At 46.6% G+C, this 20,584-nt stretch carries 15 protein-coding genes; 13 read left to right on the top strand and 2 right to left on the bottom strand.

Translation table 11 applies throughout. The features are described 5' to 3' along the window. Nucleotides 1–233 precede the first annotated feature (233 nt). The 7 genes from cdaA (at nt 234) to HZY94_RS03360 (ending at nt 7,361) form a co-directional block, all read left to right on the top strand. The gene (gene cdaA, locus HZY94_RS03390; protein ID WP_179925017.1) at nt 234–1,085 is read left to right on the top strand and encodes a diadenylate cyclase CdaA; all 852 of its coding nucleotides are present in this window, start codon (nt 234–236) and stop codon (nt 1,083–1,085) included. Further along, the gene (locus HZY94_RS03385) at nt 1,075–1,779 is read left to right on the top strand and encodes a CdaR family protein (RefSeq protein WP_179925016.1); all 705 of its coding nucleotides are present in this window, start codon (nt 1,075–1,077) and stop codon (nt 1,777–1,779) included. The genes cdaA and HZY94_RS03385 overlap by 11 nt, the downstream gene beginning before the upstream one ends. Nucleotides 1,780–1,784: 5 nt before the next feature. Beyond that, the gene (gene glmM, locus HZY94_RS03380; RefSeq protein WP_179925015.1) at nt 1,785–3,140 is read left to right on the top strand and encodes a phosphoglucosamine mutase; all 1,356 of its coding nucleotides are present in this window, start codon (nt 1,785–1,787) and stop codon (nt 3,138–3,140) included. Nucleotides 3,141–3,210: 70 nt separating this feature from the next. Beyond that, complete coding sequence (locus HZY94_RS03375; protein ID WP_135035593.1) at nt 3,211–3,339, top strand: DUF4044 domain-containing protein; 129 nt, start codon at nt 3,211–3,213, stop codon at nt 3,337–3,339. A gap of 147 nt (nt 3,340–3,486) precedes the next feature. Further along, the gene (gene obgE, locus HZY94_RS03370; RefSeq protein ID WP_179925014.1) at nt 3,487–4,800 is read left to right on the top strand and encodes a GTPase ObgE; all 1,314 of its coding nucleotides are present in this window, start codon (nt 3,487–3,489) and stop codon (nt 4,798–4,800) included. Between the two features lie 9 nt (nt 4,801–4,809). After that, nucleotides 4,810–4,953, top strand: coding sequence for a hypothetical protein (locus HZY94_RS03365; RefSeq protein ID WP_179925013.1), 144 nt, complete (start codon nt 4,810–4,812; stop codon nt 4,951–4,953). A gap of 314 nt (nt 4,954–5,267) precedes the next feature. Further along, complete coding sequence (locus tag HZY94_RS03360) at nt 5,268–7,361, top strand: SH3 domain-containing protein (RefSeq protein ID WP_179925012.1); 2,094 nt, start codon at nt 5,268–5,270, stop codon at nt 7,359–7,361. Between the two features lie 51 nt (nt 7,362–7,412). Here the strand turns inward: HZY94_RS03360 and HZY94_RS03355 are convergent, their stop codons facing one another. Then, nucleotides 7,413–8,156, bottom strand: a complete 744-nt coding sequence (locus tag HZY94_RS03355) for an amino acid ABC transporter ATP-binding protein (protein ID WP_179925011.1) — start codon at nt 8,154–8,156, stop codon at nt 7,413–7,415. Further along, nucleotides 8,153–10,339 (bottom strand): ABC transporter substrate-binding protein/permease, encoded by a 2,187-nt coding sequence (locus HZY94_RS03350; RefSeq protein WP_179925010.1) that lies wholly within the window; start codon nt 10,337–10,339, stop codon nt 8,153–8,155. The genes HZY94_RS03355 and HZY94_RS03350 overlap by 4 nt, the downstream gene beginning before the upstream one ends. 146 nt (nt 10,340–10,485) lie before the next feature. Here HZY94_RS03350 and uvrB point away from each other — a divergent pair, with 146 nt between their 5' ends. The 6 genes from uvrB to HZY94_RS03320 all read left to right on the top strand — a co-directional run bounded on the left by uvrB (nt 10,486) and on the right by HZY94_RS03320 (nt 20,517). Next, entirely contained in the window at nt 10,486–12,474 is a 1,989-nt protein-coding gene (uvrB, locus tag HZY94_RS03345) for an excinuclease ABC subunit UvrB (protein ID WP_179925009.1), read from the top strand. Between the two features lie 106 nt (nt 12,475–12,580). Next, nucleotides 12,581–14,230 carry a DNA polymerase III subunit gamma/tau gene (gene dnaX / locus HZY94_RS03340; protein ID WP_179925008.1) on the top strand — a complete coding sequence of 550 codons (1,650 nt, stop codon included), beginning with the start codon at nt 12,581–12,583 and terminating at the stop codon, nt 14,228–14,230. A gap of 50 nt (nt 14,231–14,280) precedes the next feature. Beyond that, nucleotides 14,281–17,388, top strand: a complete 3,108-nt coding sequence (locus tag HZY94_RS03335; protein ID WP_179925007.1) for a DNA polymerase III subunit alpha — start codon at nt 14,281–14,283, stop codon at nt 17,386–17,388. A 65-nt stretch (nt 17,389–17,453) separates the two neighbouring features. Further along, nucleotides 17,454–18,476 carry a 6-phosphofructokinase gene (pfkA, locus tag HZY94_RS03330; RefSeq protein WP_179925006.1) on the top strand — a complete coding sequence of 341 codons (1,023 nt, stop codon included), beginning with the start codon at nt 17,454–17,456 and terminating at the stop codon, nt 18,474–18,476. 40 nt (nt 18,477–18,516) lie between these two features. Next, complete coding sequence (pyk, locus tag HZY94_RS03325; RefSeq protein WP_179925005.1) at nt 18,517–20,022, top strand: pyruvate kinase; 1,506 nt, start codon at nt 18,517–18,519, stop codon at nt 20,020–20,022. 147 nt (nt 20,023–20,169) lie between these two features. Then, on the top strand, nt 20,170–20,517 hold the full coding sequence (locus tag HZY94_RS03320; protein ID WP_179925004.1) for a heavy metal-binding domain-containing protein: 348 nt from the start codon (nt 20,170–20,172) through the stop codon (nt 20,515–20,517). Nucleotides 20,518–20,584: the final 67 nt, after the last annotated feature.

Here is a 20,584-nt window from a genome sequence, read left to right as displayed (position 1 = left end):
AAAAAACTACGCTAAGGCTCCATATACAACACCCAAATAAGAAAAAAGACTAGCCAAATCCCTTGGGGCACAAGGGGTTAGCTGGTCTTTGTCTATTTTTAGGTGATAAAGTCGGGATTTTATCATAAAAGTGGCAAGAAGAGGCAGCTCCTAGTCTTGGTTCTGGTCTCTAATCGTGGTATAATTGTAAAGTTAATGAGCCGATTGAGAAAAGAAGTGGAGAACGTTCGGGTATGAATTTTAGATATTTAGGGGATCCCCAATACTGGCAAAGTTTTTTTTCCAGTCCCTGGGCGGTCCTCATCCAAATCTTAGACATTGCCTTGGTTGCCATTGCGCTGTACTTTGCCATTAAGGCCCTAGCTGGTACCAAGATTATGACCTTGGTTCGCGGTGTTTTGCTGTTTGTGGCCCTGCAAATTTTGGCCAATTTGGTTGGCTTAACAACAGTTGCCTGGCTGATGAATCAAGTTGTCACCTACGGGGTTATTGCGGCGGTGGTTATTTTTGTGCCAGAAATTCGTTCGGGCTTGGAGCGTTTGGGTAGGACCCTGGACTTGTTTAATACTCGAACTCAGACCTCAGAAGAAAAAACGATTGATGCCTTGATGAAGGCTGTGACCTATATGTGTCCCAGAAAGATTGGAGCGCTCATTTCGATTGAAGGGGCCCAGACGCTTCAAGAATACATTGCGACAGGGATTGCCCTCGATTCGCAGATTAGTGGGGAACTCTTGATTAATATTTTTATCCCCAATACGCCTCTGCATGATGGAGCGGTGATTCTTTCAGATAATAAAATTGCAGCGGCTTCGGCCTACCTGCCCCTGTCTGAGTCTGGTGGAATCCCTAAGAATTTTGGGACCCGGCACCGGGCAGCTGTGGGATTATCGGAAGCCAGTGATGCCTTGACGGTGGTGGTATCCGAAGAAACCGGAGAAATTTCTTACACCCGTAATGGCAACTTGATCCACGATGTGACTCCGGCAGAGCTTCGGGCTGTTTTGGAAGACTTCTTTGCCGTTCAAGAAGCCCGGCCTGATGTCCTGGCGCCATTATTAAGGAGGAGAAAGCATGAAGACTAATCGTTCCTGGATTTACGGTCTCTTAGCGATTTTTTTGTCCTTGATTTTGTTTTTTTATGCTTCTACCAGTCAATACCAAACCCAGGCTAAAACTAGTGGAGACATCGCGACAGAAACCTATACCAATACCCTTAAGGGAGTTCCCTTAGTTCTTCGCTACGACTCGGAGAAGTATTTCGTATCCGGCTTTGCCTCGGAAGTTAATATCGATCTGTCATCGTCCAATCGTGTCCTTTTGTCGACGGAAACCCAGGAGTCCTCACGAACTTTCAGGGTTGTTTTAGACTTAACTAAGGAGTCGCCTGGCTTGGTCGAAGTCCCTGTTACGGTGGAACATTTGACCAGCGGGGTGACAGCTAAGGTGGATCCAGCGACCATTAGCGGGACGATTGGACTCAAGAAATCGAAAACCTTTAAAATCGACCTAGCCAGTTTCCTTAGTCAGCTGCCGAATGGTGCGGATGTGCAGCTAGCAGATGGGGATAGAGAAGTGACAGTGACAACCAATGAAGATTTATTGAATCAAATTGCGGCTGTCCGGATGGTTTTACCAGATGACTGGGATCGTACGAAAAATTACAATGGAGAGGTTAGTCTCCAGGCTCTTGATGTTAGTGGTGAAGTCGTTCCAAGTGTCATTGAGCCAGAGACAATCTCGATTCGCATTCAATTAAAAACAGAGGAGAAAAAATAATAATCATGGGAAAATATTTTGGAACAGATGGTGTTCGTGGTGAAGCAAATGTGGAATTAACACCTGAATTGGCCTTCCGCCTAGGACGTTTTGGTGGCTATGTGTTGAGTCAGCATGAAGAGGGAACGCCTCGTGTCTTTGTCGGACGCGACACACGGATCTCTGGAGAGATGCTGGAGAATGCCTTGATTGCTGGGCTACTCTCGGTTGGAATCCAGGTTTACAAACTCGGTGTGATTGCAACACCAGGAGTTGCTTACTTGGTTCGGAATGAGAAAGCCAGTGCTGGTGTTATGATTTCAGCCAGCCACAATCCTGCTCAAGATAATGGGATTAAGTTCTTTGGTGGTGATGGTTTTAAGTTGGATGATGAACGAGAATTGGAGATTGAAGAGCTGCTTGATGCAGCAGAAGACCAATTGCCTCGTCCAAGTGCCCAAGGTTTGGGGCAAGTCATGGACTACCCGGAAGGTCTGCGTAAATACCAAGAATTCCTCGTTTCAACTGGTAGCCCTCTAGAAGGCTTACATGTTGCTTTGGATACCGCCAACGGAGCGGCCTCTACCAGTGCCCGTCAGGTCTTTGCGGATCTTGGGGCGCAATTGAGTGTCATTGGGGAAAAACCAGATGGTCTCAATATTAATGATCATATTGGATCAACCCATCCTGAGAAACTCCAAGAATTGGTTCTTGAAAAAGGAGCAGATCTAGGACTGGCCTTTGATGGAGATTCTGATCGCTTGATTGCTGTTGATGAGAAAGGACAAATTGTCGATGGGGATAAAATTATGTTTATCCTGGGACAAGCCCTAGCTCAGGAAGGCAAGTTGGCTAAAAATAGCATTGTGACAACAGTGATGTCTAACCTAGGTTTCCATAAGGCCTTGGATGCCCATGGGATTGACAAGGCGGTGACTGCTGTTGGCGACCGCTATGTTGTCGAAGAAATGCGTCGTTCTGGCTTCAATCTTGGGGGCGAACAGTCAGGCCATGTTGTGTTGATGGACTACAATACAACTGGAGATGGTCAGTTGACCGGAGTTCAGCTAACCAAGATTCTCAAAGAATCTGGTAAGACCTTGTCAGAATTAGCGGCCCAAGTGACAATCTATCCTCAAAAACTGGTTAATATCCGTGTTGATAACAAGATGAAAGATCAGGCCATGGAAGTTCCAGCGATTGCTGCAATTATTGCCAAGATGGAGGAAGAAATGGCTGGCAATGGCCGTATCTTGGTTCGTCCAAGTGGAACAGAGCCACTCCTACGAGTGATGGCAGAGGCGCCAACAGATGCAGAAGTTGACTATTACGTGGATACCATCGCAGCGGTTGTTCGAGAGGAAATCGGCTTGGATGCTTAGTTTCTTCTTGTTTTGAAACTAGAAGCATGATAGAATGAAATGAGTATTTGAAGTAGAAAAAGGAGTTATCATGGCATTTGGTGATACAGGGAAGCGTAAGAAGTCCCCGTTTGAGAAATTAACCATGTTAGTTGTGATTATTATGGTTCTGGTGACAGTCGGGGCTATTTTCATGACGGCTATTTCTGCATTAATCTAGGAATGAAGAAGTGAAATGAAGGCAGTCTTTGGTTTGCCTTTAGGCACTGAGCCGATCCTAATGAACTGTGTGGGGGTGGGATTGAAAAGGTTCGGGGAACCTTTTCAACCCCACTCCCCTTTTTATCCTGTAGGAGGAATTGGAATCATGAGTATGTTTTTAGATACTGCCAAAATTAAGGTGAAGGCAGGAAAGGGTGGCGATGGCATGGTTGCCTTTCGCCGCGAAAAGTATGTCCCTAATGGCGGTCCTTGGGGAGGTGACGGAGGTCGTGGTGGCAACGTCATTTTTAAAGTTAATGAAGGTTTGCGAACCTTGATGGATTTCCGTTATAACCGTCATTTTAAGGCTCAAGCCGGTGAAAAAGGGATGAATAAAGGCATGCACGGGCGTGGAGCCGAGGACCTGTATGTGGCTGTTCCTCCGGGAACAACCGTGCGTGACCTGGAGTCCGGTAAAGTCTTGGCAGACTTGATTGAACAAGATCAAGAGTTTGTCGTTGCTAAAGGTGGTCGTGGTGGTCGTGGGAATATCCGCTTTGCGACTCCCCGTAATCCAGCTCCAGAAATCTCAGAAAACGGGGAACCTGGCCAGGAACGCGAGTTGCTTTTGGAATTGAAAATCTTGGCGGATGTAGGTTTGGTTGGCTTCCCATCTGTTGGGAAATCGACCCTGCTCTCAGTTATTACTGCTGCTAAACCTAAGATTGGGGCCTACCACTTTACTACCATTGTCCCTAATCTAGGAATGGTTCAAACTCCAAGTGGGGATTCCTATGCGGTCGCCGACCTGCCTGGTTTGATTGAAGGGGCTAGTCAAGGTGTTGGTCTTGGAACCCAGTTCCTTCGCCACATTGAACGGACGCGCGTGATCTGGCATGTGATTGATATGAGTGCTAGTGAGGGCCGTGATCCTTACGAGGATTATTTGGCCATTAATAAGGAGTTGGAATCTTACAATCTCCGTTTGATGGAACGCCCACAAATCATTCTAGCCAATAAGATGGATATGCCAGACAGTGAAGAAAATTTGGCGACTTTCAAGGAAAAACTAGCGGCCAACTACGATGAGTTTGATGAACTGCCAATGATTTTCCCAGTTTCTGGTATCAGTAAAAAAGGCCTCGGTCCAGTCTTAGACGCCAGTGCCGATCTTTTGGCCAAAACGCCTGAGTTTCTATTGTATGACAGCAATGAGATGTACCAAGAGGAAGCTTATTATGGATTTGACCAAGAAGAAGCAGCCTTTGAAATTTCCCGTGATGATGATGCGACTTGGATCTTGTCTGGAGCCAAATTAGAAAAACTCTTCACCATGACCAACTTCGACCGAGATGAAGCGGTGATGAAATTTGCCCGGCAGTTACGGGGAATGGGTGTTGACGAAGCCCTTCGGGAACGTGGAGCCCGGGATGGTGATTTGGTTCGAATTGGTAACTTTGAATTTGAATTTGTGGACTAGGAGGAATTTGTGGGAGATAAACCGATATCCTTTAAAGATGCGGATGGCAATTTTGTTTCAGCCGCAGATGTCTGGACAGAAGAGAAGCTGGAAGCCCTCTTTAACACCCTAAATCCTAACCGGAAATTACGTTTGGAGCGTGAAGCCAAGTAAGATTAATGGTTGAACCCTAATTATTTATCTCTATTATAAAAACCAGGCGAAATCATTGATAAGACAAGGATTCCGCCTGGTTTCTTTGTTTCCCCATTAGATGATGTATTTTTTCAAATAAAAAGACTCTATCATTATAGTGAGGACTGTTGTCCCAGCCTCTTTTTTTGCTGCTTGATTCGAAAATAAAAAAATGTTTCAAAAAACCTACAATTGCGTGACAGGATTGCAACTATCTGTTATAATTGAAATATAAAGTAACAATTATGTAACATTAATAATTAAGGTATCTTTCGGAAGCTAGGAGGCAAGTTATGAAAGCCAAAGATTTGTGGAATCCAGTTCAACGTTATTCTATTCGTAAATACAGTATCGGTGTTGCTTCGATTGCGCTTGGGACTGTATTGTTAGGAGCAGGTCCGACAGTTGCAGCTGATCAATTGGCAGTTGAAACTCCACAGTTGGCGTCTCAAAGTGAACTTGTTGAGACTAACTCAGCTACTTCTTTTGGGGATGTGGTTTATGCAGCGCCAGTTCAACCACAATATGTCTCTATGCCATTGACTGCCGATCAACTACAAGAATTTCCGGAACGTCCAGCTCAAAATCTAGAGGCTAGTGGTTCTTACACCTTTGCGGAAACTGTTGGTGTTAAGAACGAGTTGTCCAAGGATGCGGATGTAGCCTTTTACCTTCAAGTTGGGGATCAAGTTCGCTATGATCAATTGCATCATCAAGAAGGTTATCAATGGTTGTCCTACAAATCCTATAGTGGTCAACGTCGCTACGCTCCAATAGGGGTTTTAAGTGAACCATCAGTAGCTCCTCAGCCGGAAAAAGAGCTTGAAGCTGCTTTACCGACCTCAGGGAATTTCCAATTTGATGGCCGCTATGGTATTAAGAAGGAAGCGCGTGTGGCTAGTCCAGATGTAGCCTATTACGATAAGGGCTCTTCCGTTAACTACGACCGTGTTCTAGAATCCGATGGCTACCGTTGGCTCAGCTATCTCAGCTATAGCGGCAACCGTCACTATATTGCCGTTGAAAAACTAGCTTCAGCTCCGAAAGTTGAAGCTAAACCAGTGGTTAAGGAAGCAGCCAAAGTTGAAGCATCTGGTCTGCCAGCATCTGGTAACTTCCGCTTTGATGGCCGCTATGGTATTAAGAAAGAAGCGCGTGTGGCCAGTCCAGATGTAGCCTATTACGACAAAGGCTCTTCCGTTAACTACGACCGTGTTTTGGAATCCGATGGCTACCGTTGGCTCAGTTATCTCAGCTATAGCGGCAACCGTCACTATATTGCCGTTGAAAAACTAGCTTCAGCTCCGAAAGTTGAAGCCAAACCAGTGGTCAAGGAAGCAGCGAAAGCTGAAGTCAAACCAGTGGTTAAGGAAGCAGCCAAAGTTGAAGCATCTGGTCTGCCAGCATCTGGTAACTTCCGCTTTGATGGCCGCTATGGTATTAAGAAAGAAGCTCGTGTGGCTAGTCCAGATGTAGCCTATTACGATAAGGGCTCTTCCGTTAACTACGACCGTGTTTTGGAATCCGATGGCTACCGTTGGCTCAGCTACCTCAGCCATGCTGGCAACCGTTATTATATTGCTCTAAACAAATTAGCTTCAACTCCGAAGGTCGAGGCTAAACCGGTGGTTAAAGAAACCGCTAAAGTCGAGGTTTCTGGTCTAGCAGCATCTGGTAACTATAAATTTGATGGCCGCTATGGCATCAAGAAAGAAGCACGTGTGGCTAGTCCCTATGTAGCCTACTACGACAAGGGTTCTTCCGTTAACTACGACCGTGTTCTAGAATCCGATGGCTACCGTTGGCTCAGCTATCTCAGCCATGCTGGCAACCGTTATTATATTGCTCTAGACAAATTAGCTTCAACTCCGAAGGTCGAGGCTAAACCGGTGGTTAAAGAAACCGCTAAAGTCGAGGTTTCTGGTCTAGCAGCATCTGGTAACTTCCGCTTTGATGGTCGTTATGGTATTAAGAAAGAAGCGCGTTTGGCCAGTCCGGATGTAGCCTATTACGACAAGGGTTCTTCCGTTAACTACGACCGTGTTCTAGAATCCGATGGCTACCGTTGGCTCAGCTACCTCAGCCATGCTGGCAACCGTTATTATATTGCCCTAAACAAATTAGCTTCAGCTCCGAAAGTTGAAGCCAAACCAGTAGTCAATAAGGCTGCTAAAGTTGAAGTTTCTGATCTGCCAGTTTCCGGTACCTATGTCTTTGGAGCAGATGCCTTGGTTAAAAATCAACCTCAAGCGAGTGCATCCGTTGTGGCTCTTTATGAAAAAGGGATGTCTGTGAACTATGACCGACTTATCCAAGCAGAAGGTCGAAATTGGCTCAGCTATATCTCTGCGTCAGGAGTTCGTCGATATGTAGCTCTTCCCTTCTAATTTATAGAGTGAAAAAAATCCATGAAAGCAATTGCTCTCATGGATTTTTTTTTAAACGTTTAAGACCTTATCAAGGAAGTCTTTCAAACGTGGGTGTTGTGGGTTATCAAAGATTTCGTCTGGGCGTCCATCTTCAAGGAATTCACCGTCTGCGGTGAAGATGACCCGATTGGCTACCTGACGGGCAAAGCCCATCTCGTGGGTTACGATAATCATGGTCATTCCTTGCTCGGCCAGATCTTTCATAACATTCAGTACATCTCCAACCATCTCAGGGTCGAGGGCGGAGGTTGGCTCGTCGAAGAGCATGATTTCAGGTTTCATGGCGAGACCACGGGCGATAGCCACCCGTTGTTTTTGTCCACCAGAGAGGCTGTCGGGCATAGCGTCAGCTTTTTCCGCCAAGCCAACCTTCTCGAGCAATTCCATTCCAAGAGATTTAGCTTCGGCTTCGGTCATTCGTTTGTGCTCGACCGGAGCGAAGGTGATGTTCTCAAGAACAGTCATGTGGGGGAAGAGGTTGAAGTGCTGGAAGACCATTCCGATATCTTCCCGAACCTTATCAACATCCGTTGTGGGAAGGGTGAGGTCTTCACCATTGACGGTAATGTGGCCACTGGTCGCCTCCTCCAGCAGGTTGAGACTGCGGAGGAAGGTCGATTTTCCAGAACCGGAAGGGCCGATGATGCAGACTACATCTCCCTCGTAGAATTGAGTGGTGATGCCTTTTAAGACCTCATTTTTCCCATAGTACTTGTGAAGGTCGTTTACATCAATTTTCAATTGTTTACTCATTTACTGGTCCTCTTTTCTAGATGTTTCGCTAGGCGAGTGAGAGAAGTAATTAAGATGAGGTAGATCACAGCTAGAATTGCATACATCCGGAAACTTTGATAGTTTCGGGCAATGATAATTTTCCCTGTTTGGAAGAGCTCAACCAAACCGATAGCGGAGACGATGGTTGTGTCTTTTAGGGCAATAACAAACTGGTTGATGAAGTTTGGAAGCATAATCTTAGCAGCTTGGGGAAGAATGATCTTCCGCATGGTCTTGCTGTAAGAGATTCCTAAACTGCGACTGGCCTCCATCTGACCGGCAGGAACGGCTTGAATACCACCCCGGACAATCTCGGCAATGTAAGCACCCGAGTTAAGGGAGAGGGCAATCACACCGGCTACAAAGTCATTGATTGGAGACTGTTGACCGGTCATGCTTTCAATCAAGTTCGGGATTCCCCAGAAAATGAAAGCAGCGAGGATCATCAAAGGAATTCCTCGGATCACGTCGACAAAGATAGTTGCCGCAGTCCGCAAAGCAGGGATTGGGCTGACACTAAACATTCCGAAGATAATCCCGATTACCATGGCAATGGCAAAGGAGATCAAGGTCAAGGAAATAGTGATCCAGAGACCGTTTAGTAATTGCTTGTAGTTGTTTTGAAGCAAGCCCCAGATGGATGTTTCATCAACAGATGAAGTTTGACTGTTGCTTGCGGTAGAAGCTCCAAGATACTTATCAAGAAGTTTTTCGTATTCTCCGTTTTCCTTGAGGTTGGCCAAACCATTGTTGAACATTTCGATCAATTCAGGATTGGTTCCTTTTTTAACGGCGAAGCCGTATTCCCCAACGGGGATTCCAGCAATCGGAGTTGCGAGGTCTTGACCTTGGTTGATGGCGTATTTGATGATTGGTTCATCATCCATGATGGCCTCGACAGAACCGGTGTTTAAGCTGTCGTACATCGAAGCAGCTTCGGAAAAGACCTTGATGTCGTAGCCATATTTATCCTTGTTTTCAGTTAGGAAATCGTGGGAAGCTGTTCCGTTTTTAACCCCAACGGTTTTCCCCTTGAGGTCTTCATAAGAAGCAATCGTACTGTTTTTCTTAACCCCGATAATCGCATTGGCGATGTAGTAAGGATCTGAGAAGTCGAAGGTCTTTTTACGTTCATCAGTGATGGACATACCTGCTTCGATTCCGTCAGCTTGTCCAGCTTGGACAGCATTAACAGCTGCATCAAAGCCAGGATTGGTGACAGAAATCGTAAAGCCTTGATCTTTGGCGATGGCTTGGATTAACTCCATATCAATTCCAGTGTATTCATTGGAATCGTTTTGGAAAACAAAAGGTGCGAAGGAAGAGTCACTGACAATCTTGTATTCGCTCTTGACCGGTGTTGCTTGTTGACCGGCCGCTGTGGCAGTTTCTGGGATGTTAGCGGCAACGGAATTGCTGGAGCCACCAGTCCAGGTCTGGATGATTTGTTCCAGGCTACCATCTTCTTTCATTTCAGCGAGGGCTTCATTGAATTCTTCAACGAGGTATTCCTTGTCGCTACCTTTTTTAACCCCAAAGGCAAAGCTTCCAACGGCTTCCCCGTCCATGTTGATTTCCAGGTTTTGACCTTGGTCAATAGCATATTGGAGGACAGGTTTGTCGTCCATGATGGCATCCACAGCCCCTGCTTGGAGGCTGTTGTTCATCAAATCTCCAGTGTCGAAGGTTTTGATTTCGTAGCCATATTTGTCCTTGTTATTATCGAGGAAGCGCTGGGCAGCGGTTCCGTTTTTAACCCCAACTGTTTTCCCTTTCAGTTGGCTGTAGTCTGTAATCCCTTTTCCCTTAAGGGTTGCGATGACCACTTTTGTATCGTAGTAGGTGTCGGACATGGTGAAGACTTTTTTACGTTCTTCGGTTGCAGTCATGCCGGCCATGATGGCATCAGCTTGACCTGCTTGAACCGCATTAACAGCCGCATCGAAGCCAGGATAACTTTGTTCGTAGTTCCATCCTTTTTTCTCTGCGACTGCCTTGATAATATCGACGTCGATTCCTTTATAGACTTGATCTGAATCCTTAAATTCAAATGGTGCATAAGCGGTATCTGATACAATCTTAATGGTATCAGCTGCCTGCACGCCACTTGTTACAAATAAGGGAAATAGTAGTAACAAGAGACTTAGAAGTTTTTTCTTCATTTCGGCATCTCCTTTTAGAATATTTTCAAATTATACCAAAAAGAGGGTGAGGATGCAAATTTGCTCTTTTTCATGTTAGAAGTTCTACCATGACAAAATCAGGATTTAGTGGCTGAAAGATGGTAAAATAGGAGTCGAGGTGTACTATGATTGAAAGAATAGAAAATAATCAATTTAAGCTGGTTTCCAAGTATCAACCATCCGGGGATCAACCCCAGGCCATTGCAGAATTGGTCGATAATATTGAGGGTGGTGAGAAGGCGCAAATTCTTATGGGAGCCACCGGAACGGGGAAAACCTATACCATGAGCCAGGTGATTGCCAAAGTTAATAAGCCAACCCTAGTGATTGCCCATAATAAAACGCTGGCAGGGCAACTGTATGGAGAGTTCAAGGAATTTTTCCCAGAAAATGCGGTTGAATATTTTGTGTCCTATTACGATTACTACCAACCGGAGGCCTATGTGCCCTCTAGTGATACCTATATTGAGAAGGATAGCTCGGTCAATGATGAGATTGACAAGCTCCGCCATTCGGCAACCTCTGCTTTGCTGGAGCGCAATGATGTGATTGTGGTGGCCTCTGTTTCTTGTATCTATGGTTTGGGTTCGCCCAAGGAGTACGCGGACAAGGTTGTGAGTTTGCGGCCTGGTCAGATGATTTCGCGGGATCAACTCCTGAATGACTTGGTAGACATTCAATTTGAACGTAACGATATTGATTTCCAACGGGGACGTTTCCGGGTTCGGGGAGATATTGTTGAAGTTTTTCCGGCCAGTCGTGATGAGCATGCCTTTCGGGTAGAGTTTTTTGGCGATGAGATTGACCGGATTCGAGAAATTGAAGCCTTGACCGGTCAGGTTTTGGGGGAGGTTGATCATCTAGCCATTTATCCTGCGACTCACTTCGTGACCAACGACCAGCATTTGGAGATGGCGATTGCCAAGATTCAGGCGGAGTTGGTCGAGCAGTTAGCCCAATTTGAGCAGGAAGGTAAGCTTCTTGAAGCGCAGCGTTTGAAACAAAGAACGGATTATGATATCGAGATGCTGCGTGAGATGGGTTATACCAATGGGGTCGAGAACTATTCTCGACACATGGATGGTCGCTCAGAAGGGGAGCCGCCCTATACGCTCTTGGACTTCTTCCCAGAGGACTTCTTGATTATGATTGATGAGTCGCATATGACCATGGGGCAAATCAAGGGGATGTACAATGGCGACCGATCGCGGAAGGAGATGTTGGTCAATCATGGTTTCCGGTTGCCGAGTGCCCTGGATAACCGTCCCCTTCGGCGCGAGGAATTTGAGCAACATGTTCATCAAATTGTTTATGTGTCGGCAACTCCGGGTGACTACGAGATGGAGGAGACGGAGACGATTGTCGAACAAATCATTCGGCCAACGGGTCTGTTGGATCCAGAGGTTGAAGTGCGGCCAACGCATGGGCAAATGGAGGATCTCCTAGGAGAAATTCATGAGCGGGTTGCGAAAAATGAGCGGGTCTTTATCACGACCCTCACCAAAAAGATGGCGGAGGATTTGACCGACTATCTCAAGGAAATGGGCGTGAAGGTCAAGTATATGCACTCTGATATCAAGACCTTGGAACGGACGGAAATCATCCGCGATCTTCGCCTGGGTGTCTTTGATGTCTTGATCGGAATTAACCTCCTGCGGGAGGGGATTGATGTTCCCGAGGTTAGTCTAGTGGCAATCTTGGATGCGGACAAGGAAGGTTTCTTGCGGAATGAACGGGGGCTCATTCAGACCATCGGTCGGGCGGCTCGTAATAGCCAGGGCCATGTCATCATGTATGCGGATACGGAAACAGAGTCCATGAAAAAAGCCATGAAAGAAACCGCTCGTCGGCGGGCCATTCAGATGGAATACAATGAAAAACATGGCATTACTCCACAAACCATCAAGAAAGAAATTCGTGACCTGATCAGTGTAACCAAGGCGGCCTTGCCGGAGCAAGAGGAAGCTCCAGACTTCGAAAGCATGACCAAAAAAGAGCGTAGAGAAGCCATCAAGAAATTGGAGGAGCAGATGCAGGAAGCAGCGGGTATTCTCGATTTCGAATTGGCAGCCCAGATCCGCGACATGATTCTCGAAATCAAGGCCTTAGACTAGCCTTTCGTGGTATAATAAACTTATGAGGATTCTGATGGTCAGAGCGAATGAAATGTGACAAGCGCGACCAGAATCCGACTATCAAAAATGGAAAGAGAGGAAGCAGGTGTACCAAGCCCTCTATCGTAAATATCGGAGTCAAACCTTTGCAGAAATGGTGGGGCAGCCTGTTGTCTCCCAAAGTCTTCGCCAGGCTGTGGCCACCGAGAAAATTAGCCACGCCTACCTGTTTTCCGGTCCCCGCGGAACCGGAAAAACGTCGGCGGCTAAAATTTTTGCCAAGGCGATGAACTGTCCCAATCAGGTGGACGGAGAACCTTGTAATATCTGTGATATCTGCCGGGCAATTACCTTGGGGAGTCTGGAAGATGTGATTGAGATTGATGCCGCTAGTAACAATGGTGTAGATGAAATCCGTGATATTCGAGACAAGTCAACCTATGCTGCCAGTCTAGCCCGTTATAAGGTTTATATTATTGATGAGGTGCACATGCTCTCAACTGGAGCCTTTAATGCCCTCCTCAAGACCCTGGAGGAACCAAGCCCAGGCCTGGTCTTTATCCTGGCAACAACAGAATTGCATAAGATTCCGGCGACTATCTTATCCCGGGTTCAACGCTTCGAATTCAAGTCCATCAAAGTTCCCGATATTGTGGGCCACTTGGAATGGATTTTAGCCCAGGAGGACTTGGAAGCTGAGCCGGGAGCCCTGAGTCTGATTGCCCGCCGTGCAGAAGGTGGGATGCGGGATGCTCTGTCGCTTCTGGATCAAGCTCTCAGCCTCTTGGACGGCTCTAGCCTCAGCTTGGATGTGGTCGAGGAAATCACTGGTTCCGTTAGTCTGAGGGCCTTGGATGCCTATGTGGCAGGTCTTCGCAACCGAGATTTGGAAGAAGCCATGGACCAGTTGAACACCATTCTCGACAGCGGCAAGCAGCCGGCCCGCTTCCTGGATGATCTCTTGGCCTATTTTCGCGATTTGCTGCTGAGTCAAGCTGGTTTGACCTTTGCAGATCGCTCGCCTCTGTTTCAAGAGAATCAGGAGCTGGCGCGTGACCGGCTCCTGGATATGCTGGGCATTTTGATCCAAGCCAATCAAACCCTGCGCCAGCTGAGTCAAGCTCGTCTCGCTTTAGAGATGATTACAGTTCAACTCCTGGACGAGCCTGCTTCTGAAAAAGCAGCCGGCCCCCAAGTGGCCCGGCTGCAAGCAGAGGTGGCGGCCCTTCAAGAAGAAGTAGCCCAGCTTAAAAGAACTGGGGTCAGTTCCACCCAACCCTTTAAACCCAGTCCGGCAGCTCGACCAGAAACAAGGGTCAAACTGGATAAAAGCCGCTTCGTTAAAATCCTGGAAGAAGCTGTTGAGAATCCAGTCTTGGCGCGTGCCAACCTGACCAAATTACAGGGAGCCTGGGGGGAAATTATTGAAAGTCTTTCAGGGGCTGATAAAGCGCTTTTGGAGGGTTCCCAGCCGGTAGCCGCCAATGAGCACCATGCCATTTTAGCCTTTGAATCGGCCTTTAATGCAGAACAAACCATGAAACGGGACAACCTCAATGTGACCTTTGGCAATATTCTCAGCCAAGCTGCTGGCTTTTCTCCGGAAATCCTTGCGATTTCAATGGCAGATTGGCAACAATTACGCCAGGATTTCGCTGCTAAAAACCGCCAACAAAAGCAGGAAGAGAAAGAAAAGTCCCCGATTCCTGAGCAATTTTCCTTTTTGGCTTCACAGGTTGTGATTCAAGATGACTAAGTTAAGAGAGGCTGGAACGGAGTTCCAGCCTCTCAGAGTAAATGGAGGAGTTGATGATCCAGTTAGATACACAATCAGTTTATAGCTTTTTAGAAAGCAATCTGACCTTGACTGCCTATCTGCAAAAAGCTAAGACCTTGGGTTATCAGAGTCTTGGTCTCATGGATCAAGACAATCTTTACGGAGCCTATGCTTTTTTAGAGATGGCTGAGCAGGCTGGTCTGCAAGCCTTATTAGGCATGAGCCTAACGACTCGCCTGGGTGACCAGTTGCTAGATCTGAGAGTTTTGGCCCTGTCGACCACAGGCTATCAAAATCTCTTGAAGTTGGCGAGTCAACGCAATCTAGGTAAGATTGCTTGGGAAGACTTGATGGAGTTTACCCAGGATCTAGCCCTGATTTGGCCCTTCCAGCCGGGGCAGGAGGAGCCTGATTTAGATCGTCCTTATTTTCTAGGGGTGACCTTGGACAGCCCGCTTCCAGATAGTGATCGTCCCCTGCTTCCCTTACAAACCGTCCGTTACTTGGAAGCTCAGGATTTAGAGGTTCTGCAGGTGATGGAGGCCATTAAAAAGAACCAAACGCTTGTGGAAACGCCTGTGCGCTACCGCGGACAGGTCTTGCTCCCAGCTCAGGAATTGAAAGAATCCTATCAAGCTCGTTTTCCTGGAGCTTGGGAGAATTTAGAGAGCTTGGTTGCGGGTGTCCACTATGATTTGGATCGGAGTTTGAAACTGCCGCGTTTTAATCCTCAAAGACCAGCCGTGGAGGAACTAAGAGAGGTTGCTTTGGCGGGTTTAGCTGCTAAACAGTTGCAAGGGCCAGCTTACTTGCAGCGTTTGGATGAGGAGCTGTCTGTTATCCATGAAATGGGCTTTGATGATTATTTTTTAATTGTCTGGGATCTGTTGGCCTTTGGCCGCCGTCAAGGCTATTACATGGGCATGGGCCGGGGGTCTGCTGTGGGTAGTTTGGTTGCCTATGCCTTGGATATTACGGGGATTGATCCTGTAGCCAAGAATCTGATTTTTGAACGCTTTTTGAACCGCGAGCGGTTTAGTCCCCCGGATATTGATATTGATATTCCGGATATTCATCGGCCGGACTTTTTACGCTATGTCCGCGATCGCTATGGCAGTATGCACGCTGCCCAGATTGTCACCTTTTCGACTTTTGGAGCCAAGCAGGCCTTGCGGGATGTTCTCAAACGACTTGCTGTGCCTGAGTTTGAAATTTCCAATTTGACCAAGCAAATTCGCTTTGGCGAAAAGCTACAGCAGGTGGTGGAACGCAGCCTAACCTTCCGCCGTCAATTTCAGGAGCGACCAGAATTAGATCGAGCCCTGTACTTGGCTATGCGTTTGGAGGGGCTGCCCCGTCAAACCTCGGTCCATGCGGCCGGTGTAGTCATGAGTGATGCCGATTTAACGGACTTTATCCCGCTTAAATTTGCAGAGGACATCTACATCACTCAGTACGATGCGGCAGCTATTGAAGACAATGGTCTGCTCAAGATGGATTTTCTGGGCTTGCGGAATCTGACTTACGTGGAACGGATGCGGGACTTGCTTGCAAAAGAAGAAGGGATTGTACTGGATCCAGCAAACATTCCTCTGGAAGATGCAGAAACCCTGAAATTATTTGCGGCGGGTAGGACCAAGGGGATTTTTCAGTTTGAACAGCCAGGGGCCATCAATTTGTTGCGGAGGGTTCAACCGACCTCCTTTGAAGAAGTTGTGGCAACCACCAGTCTGAATCGGCCAGGAGCCAGTGCCTATATCGATAACTTTGTAGCCCGAAAGCATGGTCGGGAAGCGGTCGTTTCGGTGGATCCGGCAGTTGCTGATATTCTGGCACCGACCTATGGCATCATGCTTTATCAGGAGCAGGTGATGCAGGTGGCGCAACGGTTCGCGGGCTTTAGCTTGGGAAAAGCCGATTTGCTCAGGCGGGCGATGGGGAAGAAGAAACCGGAAGAAATGCACGCCATGGAGGTTGATTTTGTGGAAGGGGCCTTGCAACAAGGCTATGATCAAGAACGAGCCAAGGCCCTATTTGCCGTGATGGAGAAGTTTGCAGGTTACGGTTTTAACCGTAGTCATGCCTATGCCTATTCGGCTCTAGCCTTTCAGTTGGCTTATTTTAAAACCCACTATCCGCAGATCTTTTTCCAGGTCATGCTGACAGCTGCTAACCAGACCTATTTGGACGATGCTCTCGATGCGGGCTTTCAGATGCAGGCCCTGACCATCAATACGATTCCGGCTCATGACCGCTTTCAGGATGGTGCGATTTACTTGGGCTTGGATCGTCTCAAGGGGCTACCGCGGGATCTGCAGACCTGGATTTTGGAGCACCGTCCTTTTGCCGATTTGGAAGATTTCTTCCTCCGGCTGCCTCCCAATTATCTCAAGCCGGACTTGTTGAAGCCCTTAATTCAGATTGGTCTTTTTGATCAGCTGGCCCCCAATCGGGCGACTCTTCTAACCAATTTGGATCGCCTTCTCTTCTTCTACCAAGAGTTGGGCAGTCTTTTTGCCGATTCCAGCTATTCTTGGGAGTCCATCACCGATTTTTCTTCTTTGGAAAAATATCGAATGGAAGTGGAGCTGCTAGGTGTGGGTCTGAGCCCTCATCCTCTAAAGGACTATCTACAGGAAGCAGGGCCCGAGATTCAGCGGATTGCAGATCTCCAGGTCGGGACCCAGGCTCAAGTCTTGGTTGAACTGTTGGACCTACGGGTGATTCGCACTAAAAAGGGGGAGCAGATGGCCTTTGTGCAGGTGACAGACACCCGTCATAAAATAGAAGTTATTGCCTTTCCTGATGTGTTTCGGACCTACAAACAGCTACTAGAAGCGGGAGCCCTTTTGCGGATGTGGGGCAAGGTGCAGGATAAGAGTGGCCGCAAGCAGCTGGTGCTGAACCGGGTTGAAGCCCTGACAAGGGAGCGCTTCTGGATCTTGTTGGAAGACCATCAAGTGGACCGCGACGTGGCCCAGATTTTAAAGGGCTTTCCGGGCCCGATTCCGGTGATTTTACGCTATCAGGAAGGCAAGGAAACGCTGCAGTTACAGGAAGGCGTTTCCAAAACGGAAGCGCTGGTAACAGCCCTGGGACCTTATGTTCTGAAAACGGTTTTTCTCGAAAAACCCTAGAATTTTGAAGTGCCCTGTGCTATAATGCTTAGGAATTTAAATATAAGAGAAGGAGCTCAAGCAGAATGAAACGTATTGCTGTTTTGACCAGTGGTGGTGACGCCCCTGGTATGAATGCTGCTATTCGTGCAGTTGTTCGTCAAGCAATCTCTGAAGGTATGGAAGTTTACGGAATCCAAGAAGGTTATGCTGGAATGGTTGCTGGTAAATTCATCGAATTGGATGTAGCTTCAGTAGGAAATATTGTTGGACGTGGGGGTACCTTCCTTGGGTCGGCTCGTTATCCTGAATTTGCTCAACTTGAAGGGCAACTCAAAGGGATTGAGCAATTGAAAGCTCACGGAATCGAAGGTGTTGTCGTAATTGGTGGAGATGGCTCTTACCACGGTGCTATGCGTTTGACTGAACATGGATTCCCAGCTGTTGGAGTACCAGGAACAATCGATAACGATATCGTTGGAACAGACTTCACGATTGGTTTTGATACAGCCGTTACGACTGCTATGGATGCGATTGATAAAATCCGCGATACTTCAGCTAGTCACCGTCGTACTTTCGTTATCGAAGTTATGGGACGTAACGCTGGTGATATCGCTCTTTGGGCTGGTATCGCATCTGGTGCGGACAACATCGTCATTCCAGAAGAAAACTTTGACATGGATGCGATTGCAGCAACGATTCGTGAAAGTTATGAGAGCGGTAAAAAGCACAATATCATCGTTCTTGCTGAAGGCGTTATGTCAGCAGATGAATTTGGTGAAAGATTGCGTGAATCTGCAGATGAGAAAGATCTCCGTGACCTTCGTGTAACAGAGTTGGGTCACATCCAACGTGGTGGTGCTCCAACTGCGCGTGACCGTGTCTTGGCTTCTCGTATGGGAGCACATGCGGTTAAACTTCTAAAAGAAGGTCGTGGTGGACTTGCGGTTGGTATCCGCGATGAGAAAATGGTTGAGAGCCCAATCCTTGGGACTGCTGAAGAAGGTGCTCTTTTCAGTCTTGCAGCGGATGGTAAGATCATTGTTAACAACCCACACAAGGCTGACCTAGAATTGGCAGACCTAAACCGTCATTTGGCGACATTCTAAGATTTAGCTTTATAAAATAAAAAAGGAGTTCACAGATAAAATGAACAAACGTGTTAAAATTGTTGCAACCTTGGGACCTGCGGTTGAAATCCGTGGTGGAAAACGTTTTGGTGAAGATGGCTACTGGGGTGAAAAACTTGACGTTGAAGCATCTGCACAAAACATTGCGAAATTGATTGAAGCAGGAGCAAACACTTTCCGTTTCAACTTCTCACACGGTGACCACCAAGAACAAGGTGAACGTATGGCAACTGTTAAACGTGCTGAAGAAATCGCAGGCCAACGTGTAGGTTTCCTTTTGGATACTAAAGGTCCTGAGATTCGTACAGAATTGTTCGAAGGTGATGCAAAAGAATATTCTTACGTAACTGGTGAGAAAATCCGTGTTGCAACTAAGCAAGGAATTCAATCAACTCGTGACGTGATTGCCTTGAACGTTGCTGGTGGTTTGGACATCTACGATGACGTTGAAATTGGTCGTCAAGTCTTGGTTGATGATGGTAAATTGGGTCTTCGTGTTGTTGGTAAAGATGATGCTACTCGTGAATTCGAAGTTGAAGTTGAAAACGACGGAATCATTGCTAAACAAAAAGGTGTCAACATCCCTAACACCAAGATTCCTTTCCCTGCCCTAGCAGACCGTGATAATGCGGACATCCGTTTTGGTTTGGAGCAAGGTATTAACTTTATCGCTATTTCTTTTGTTCGTACAGCTAAAGACGTTAACGAAGTTCGCGCAATCTGTGAAGAGACTGGTAACAGCCATGTGAAGTTGTTTGCGAAAATCGAAAACCAACAAGGTATTGACAACCTTGATGAAATCATCGAAGCAGCTGATGGTATCATGATTGCCCGTGGAGACATGGGAATTGAAGTACCATTTGAAATGGTTCCAGTTTACCAAAAAATGATCATCACTAAGGTTAATGCAGCTGGTAAAGTGGTTATCACAGCAACAAACATGTTGGAAACCATGACTGAAAAACCACGTGCAACTCGTTCAGAAGTATCTGACGTCTTTAACGCGGTTATCGATGGTACAGATGCAACTATGCTTTCTGGTGAGTCTGCTAACGGTAAATACCCATTGGAATCTGTAACAGCAATGGCAACAATTGACAAAAACGCTCAAACGCTTTTGAATGAGTATGGTCGTTTGTCAACTGCTAACTTCAACCGTAGCTCTAAGACTGAAGTTATGGCTTCTGCGGTTAAGGATGCAACCAACTCAATGGACATCAAATTGGTTGTTACCTTGACTAAGACAGGTCACACAGCTCGTTTGATCTCTAAATACCGTCCAAATGCGGATATCTTGGCGATCACATTTGATGAGTTGACTCAGCGTGGTTTGATGTTGAACTGGGGTGTTATTCCAGTAACAACTGAAACTCCTTCTAACACAGACGATATGTTCGATATCGCAGAAAAAATTGCGGTTGAACAAGGCTTGGTAGAAGCTGGCGATGACATCGTTATCGTTGCTGGTGTGCCAATTGGTGGTGCTTCTCGTACAAACACAATGCGTATCCGTACAGTTCGTTAATAAACTGTTTAAAAAGCCTAGACTGTCAGCTATGAGAGCTGATAGCTTAGGCTTTTTGCCTTGTTGTCAGAATTAAGGATTTTGGAAAAGTTTTTGGTAAAATGAGGTATCGGAAGTTTTTCGAATTACATCTTAAAGGAGAAAATCATGATTGTTACAACAACCAATGTCATTGAAGGAACAAAGGTTCAAGAATACAAGGGGATTGTTTTTGGGGAAGTTGTTACCGGGATCAATATGTTTAAAGATATTGGAGCAGGTCTTCGCAATGTCTTTGGTGGTCGCTCCAAGGGTTATGAAGATGAACTCAAGGCTGCTCGAGAAGAAGCGATTGAGGAAATGAAGGAGCGCGCAGCTCAAATGGGTGCAACAGCCATCATCGGCATGAAAATGGACTATGAAATTCTAGGTGCCGACAATGGTATGATGATGGTAATACTAAATAAAAATCGAATTTTGAATTATAATAGATTGTATGAAATTGAAATTAGATAAACAACAAGAAACTGAATTGAGATTAGCTCTTAGAAATAAAGACTACGCTACTTATCATAGACGCATC

It is taken from the genome of Streptococcus danieliae (assembly GCF_013415245.1).
GTDB lineage: Bacteria > Bacillota > Bacilli > Lactobacillales > Streptococcaceae > Streptococcus > Streptococcus danieliae_A.
Note: the sequence above shows the minus strand (reverse complement) of the source record. Positions and strands in the feature narration are given on the sequence as shown.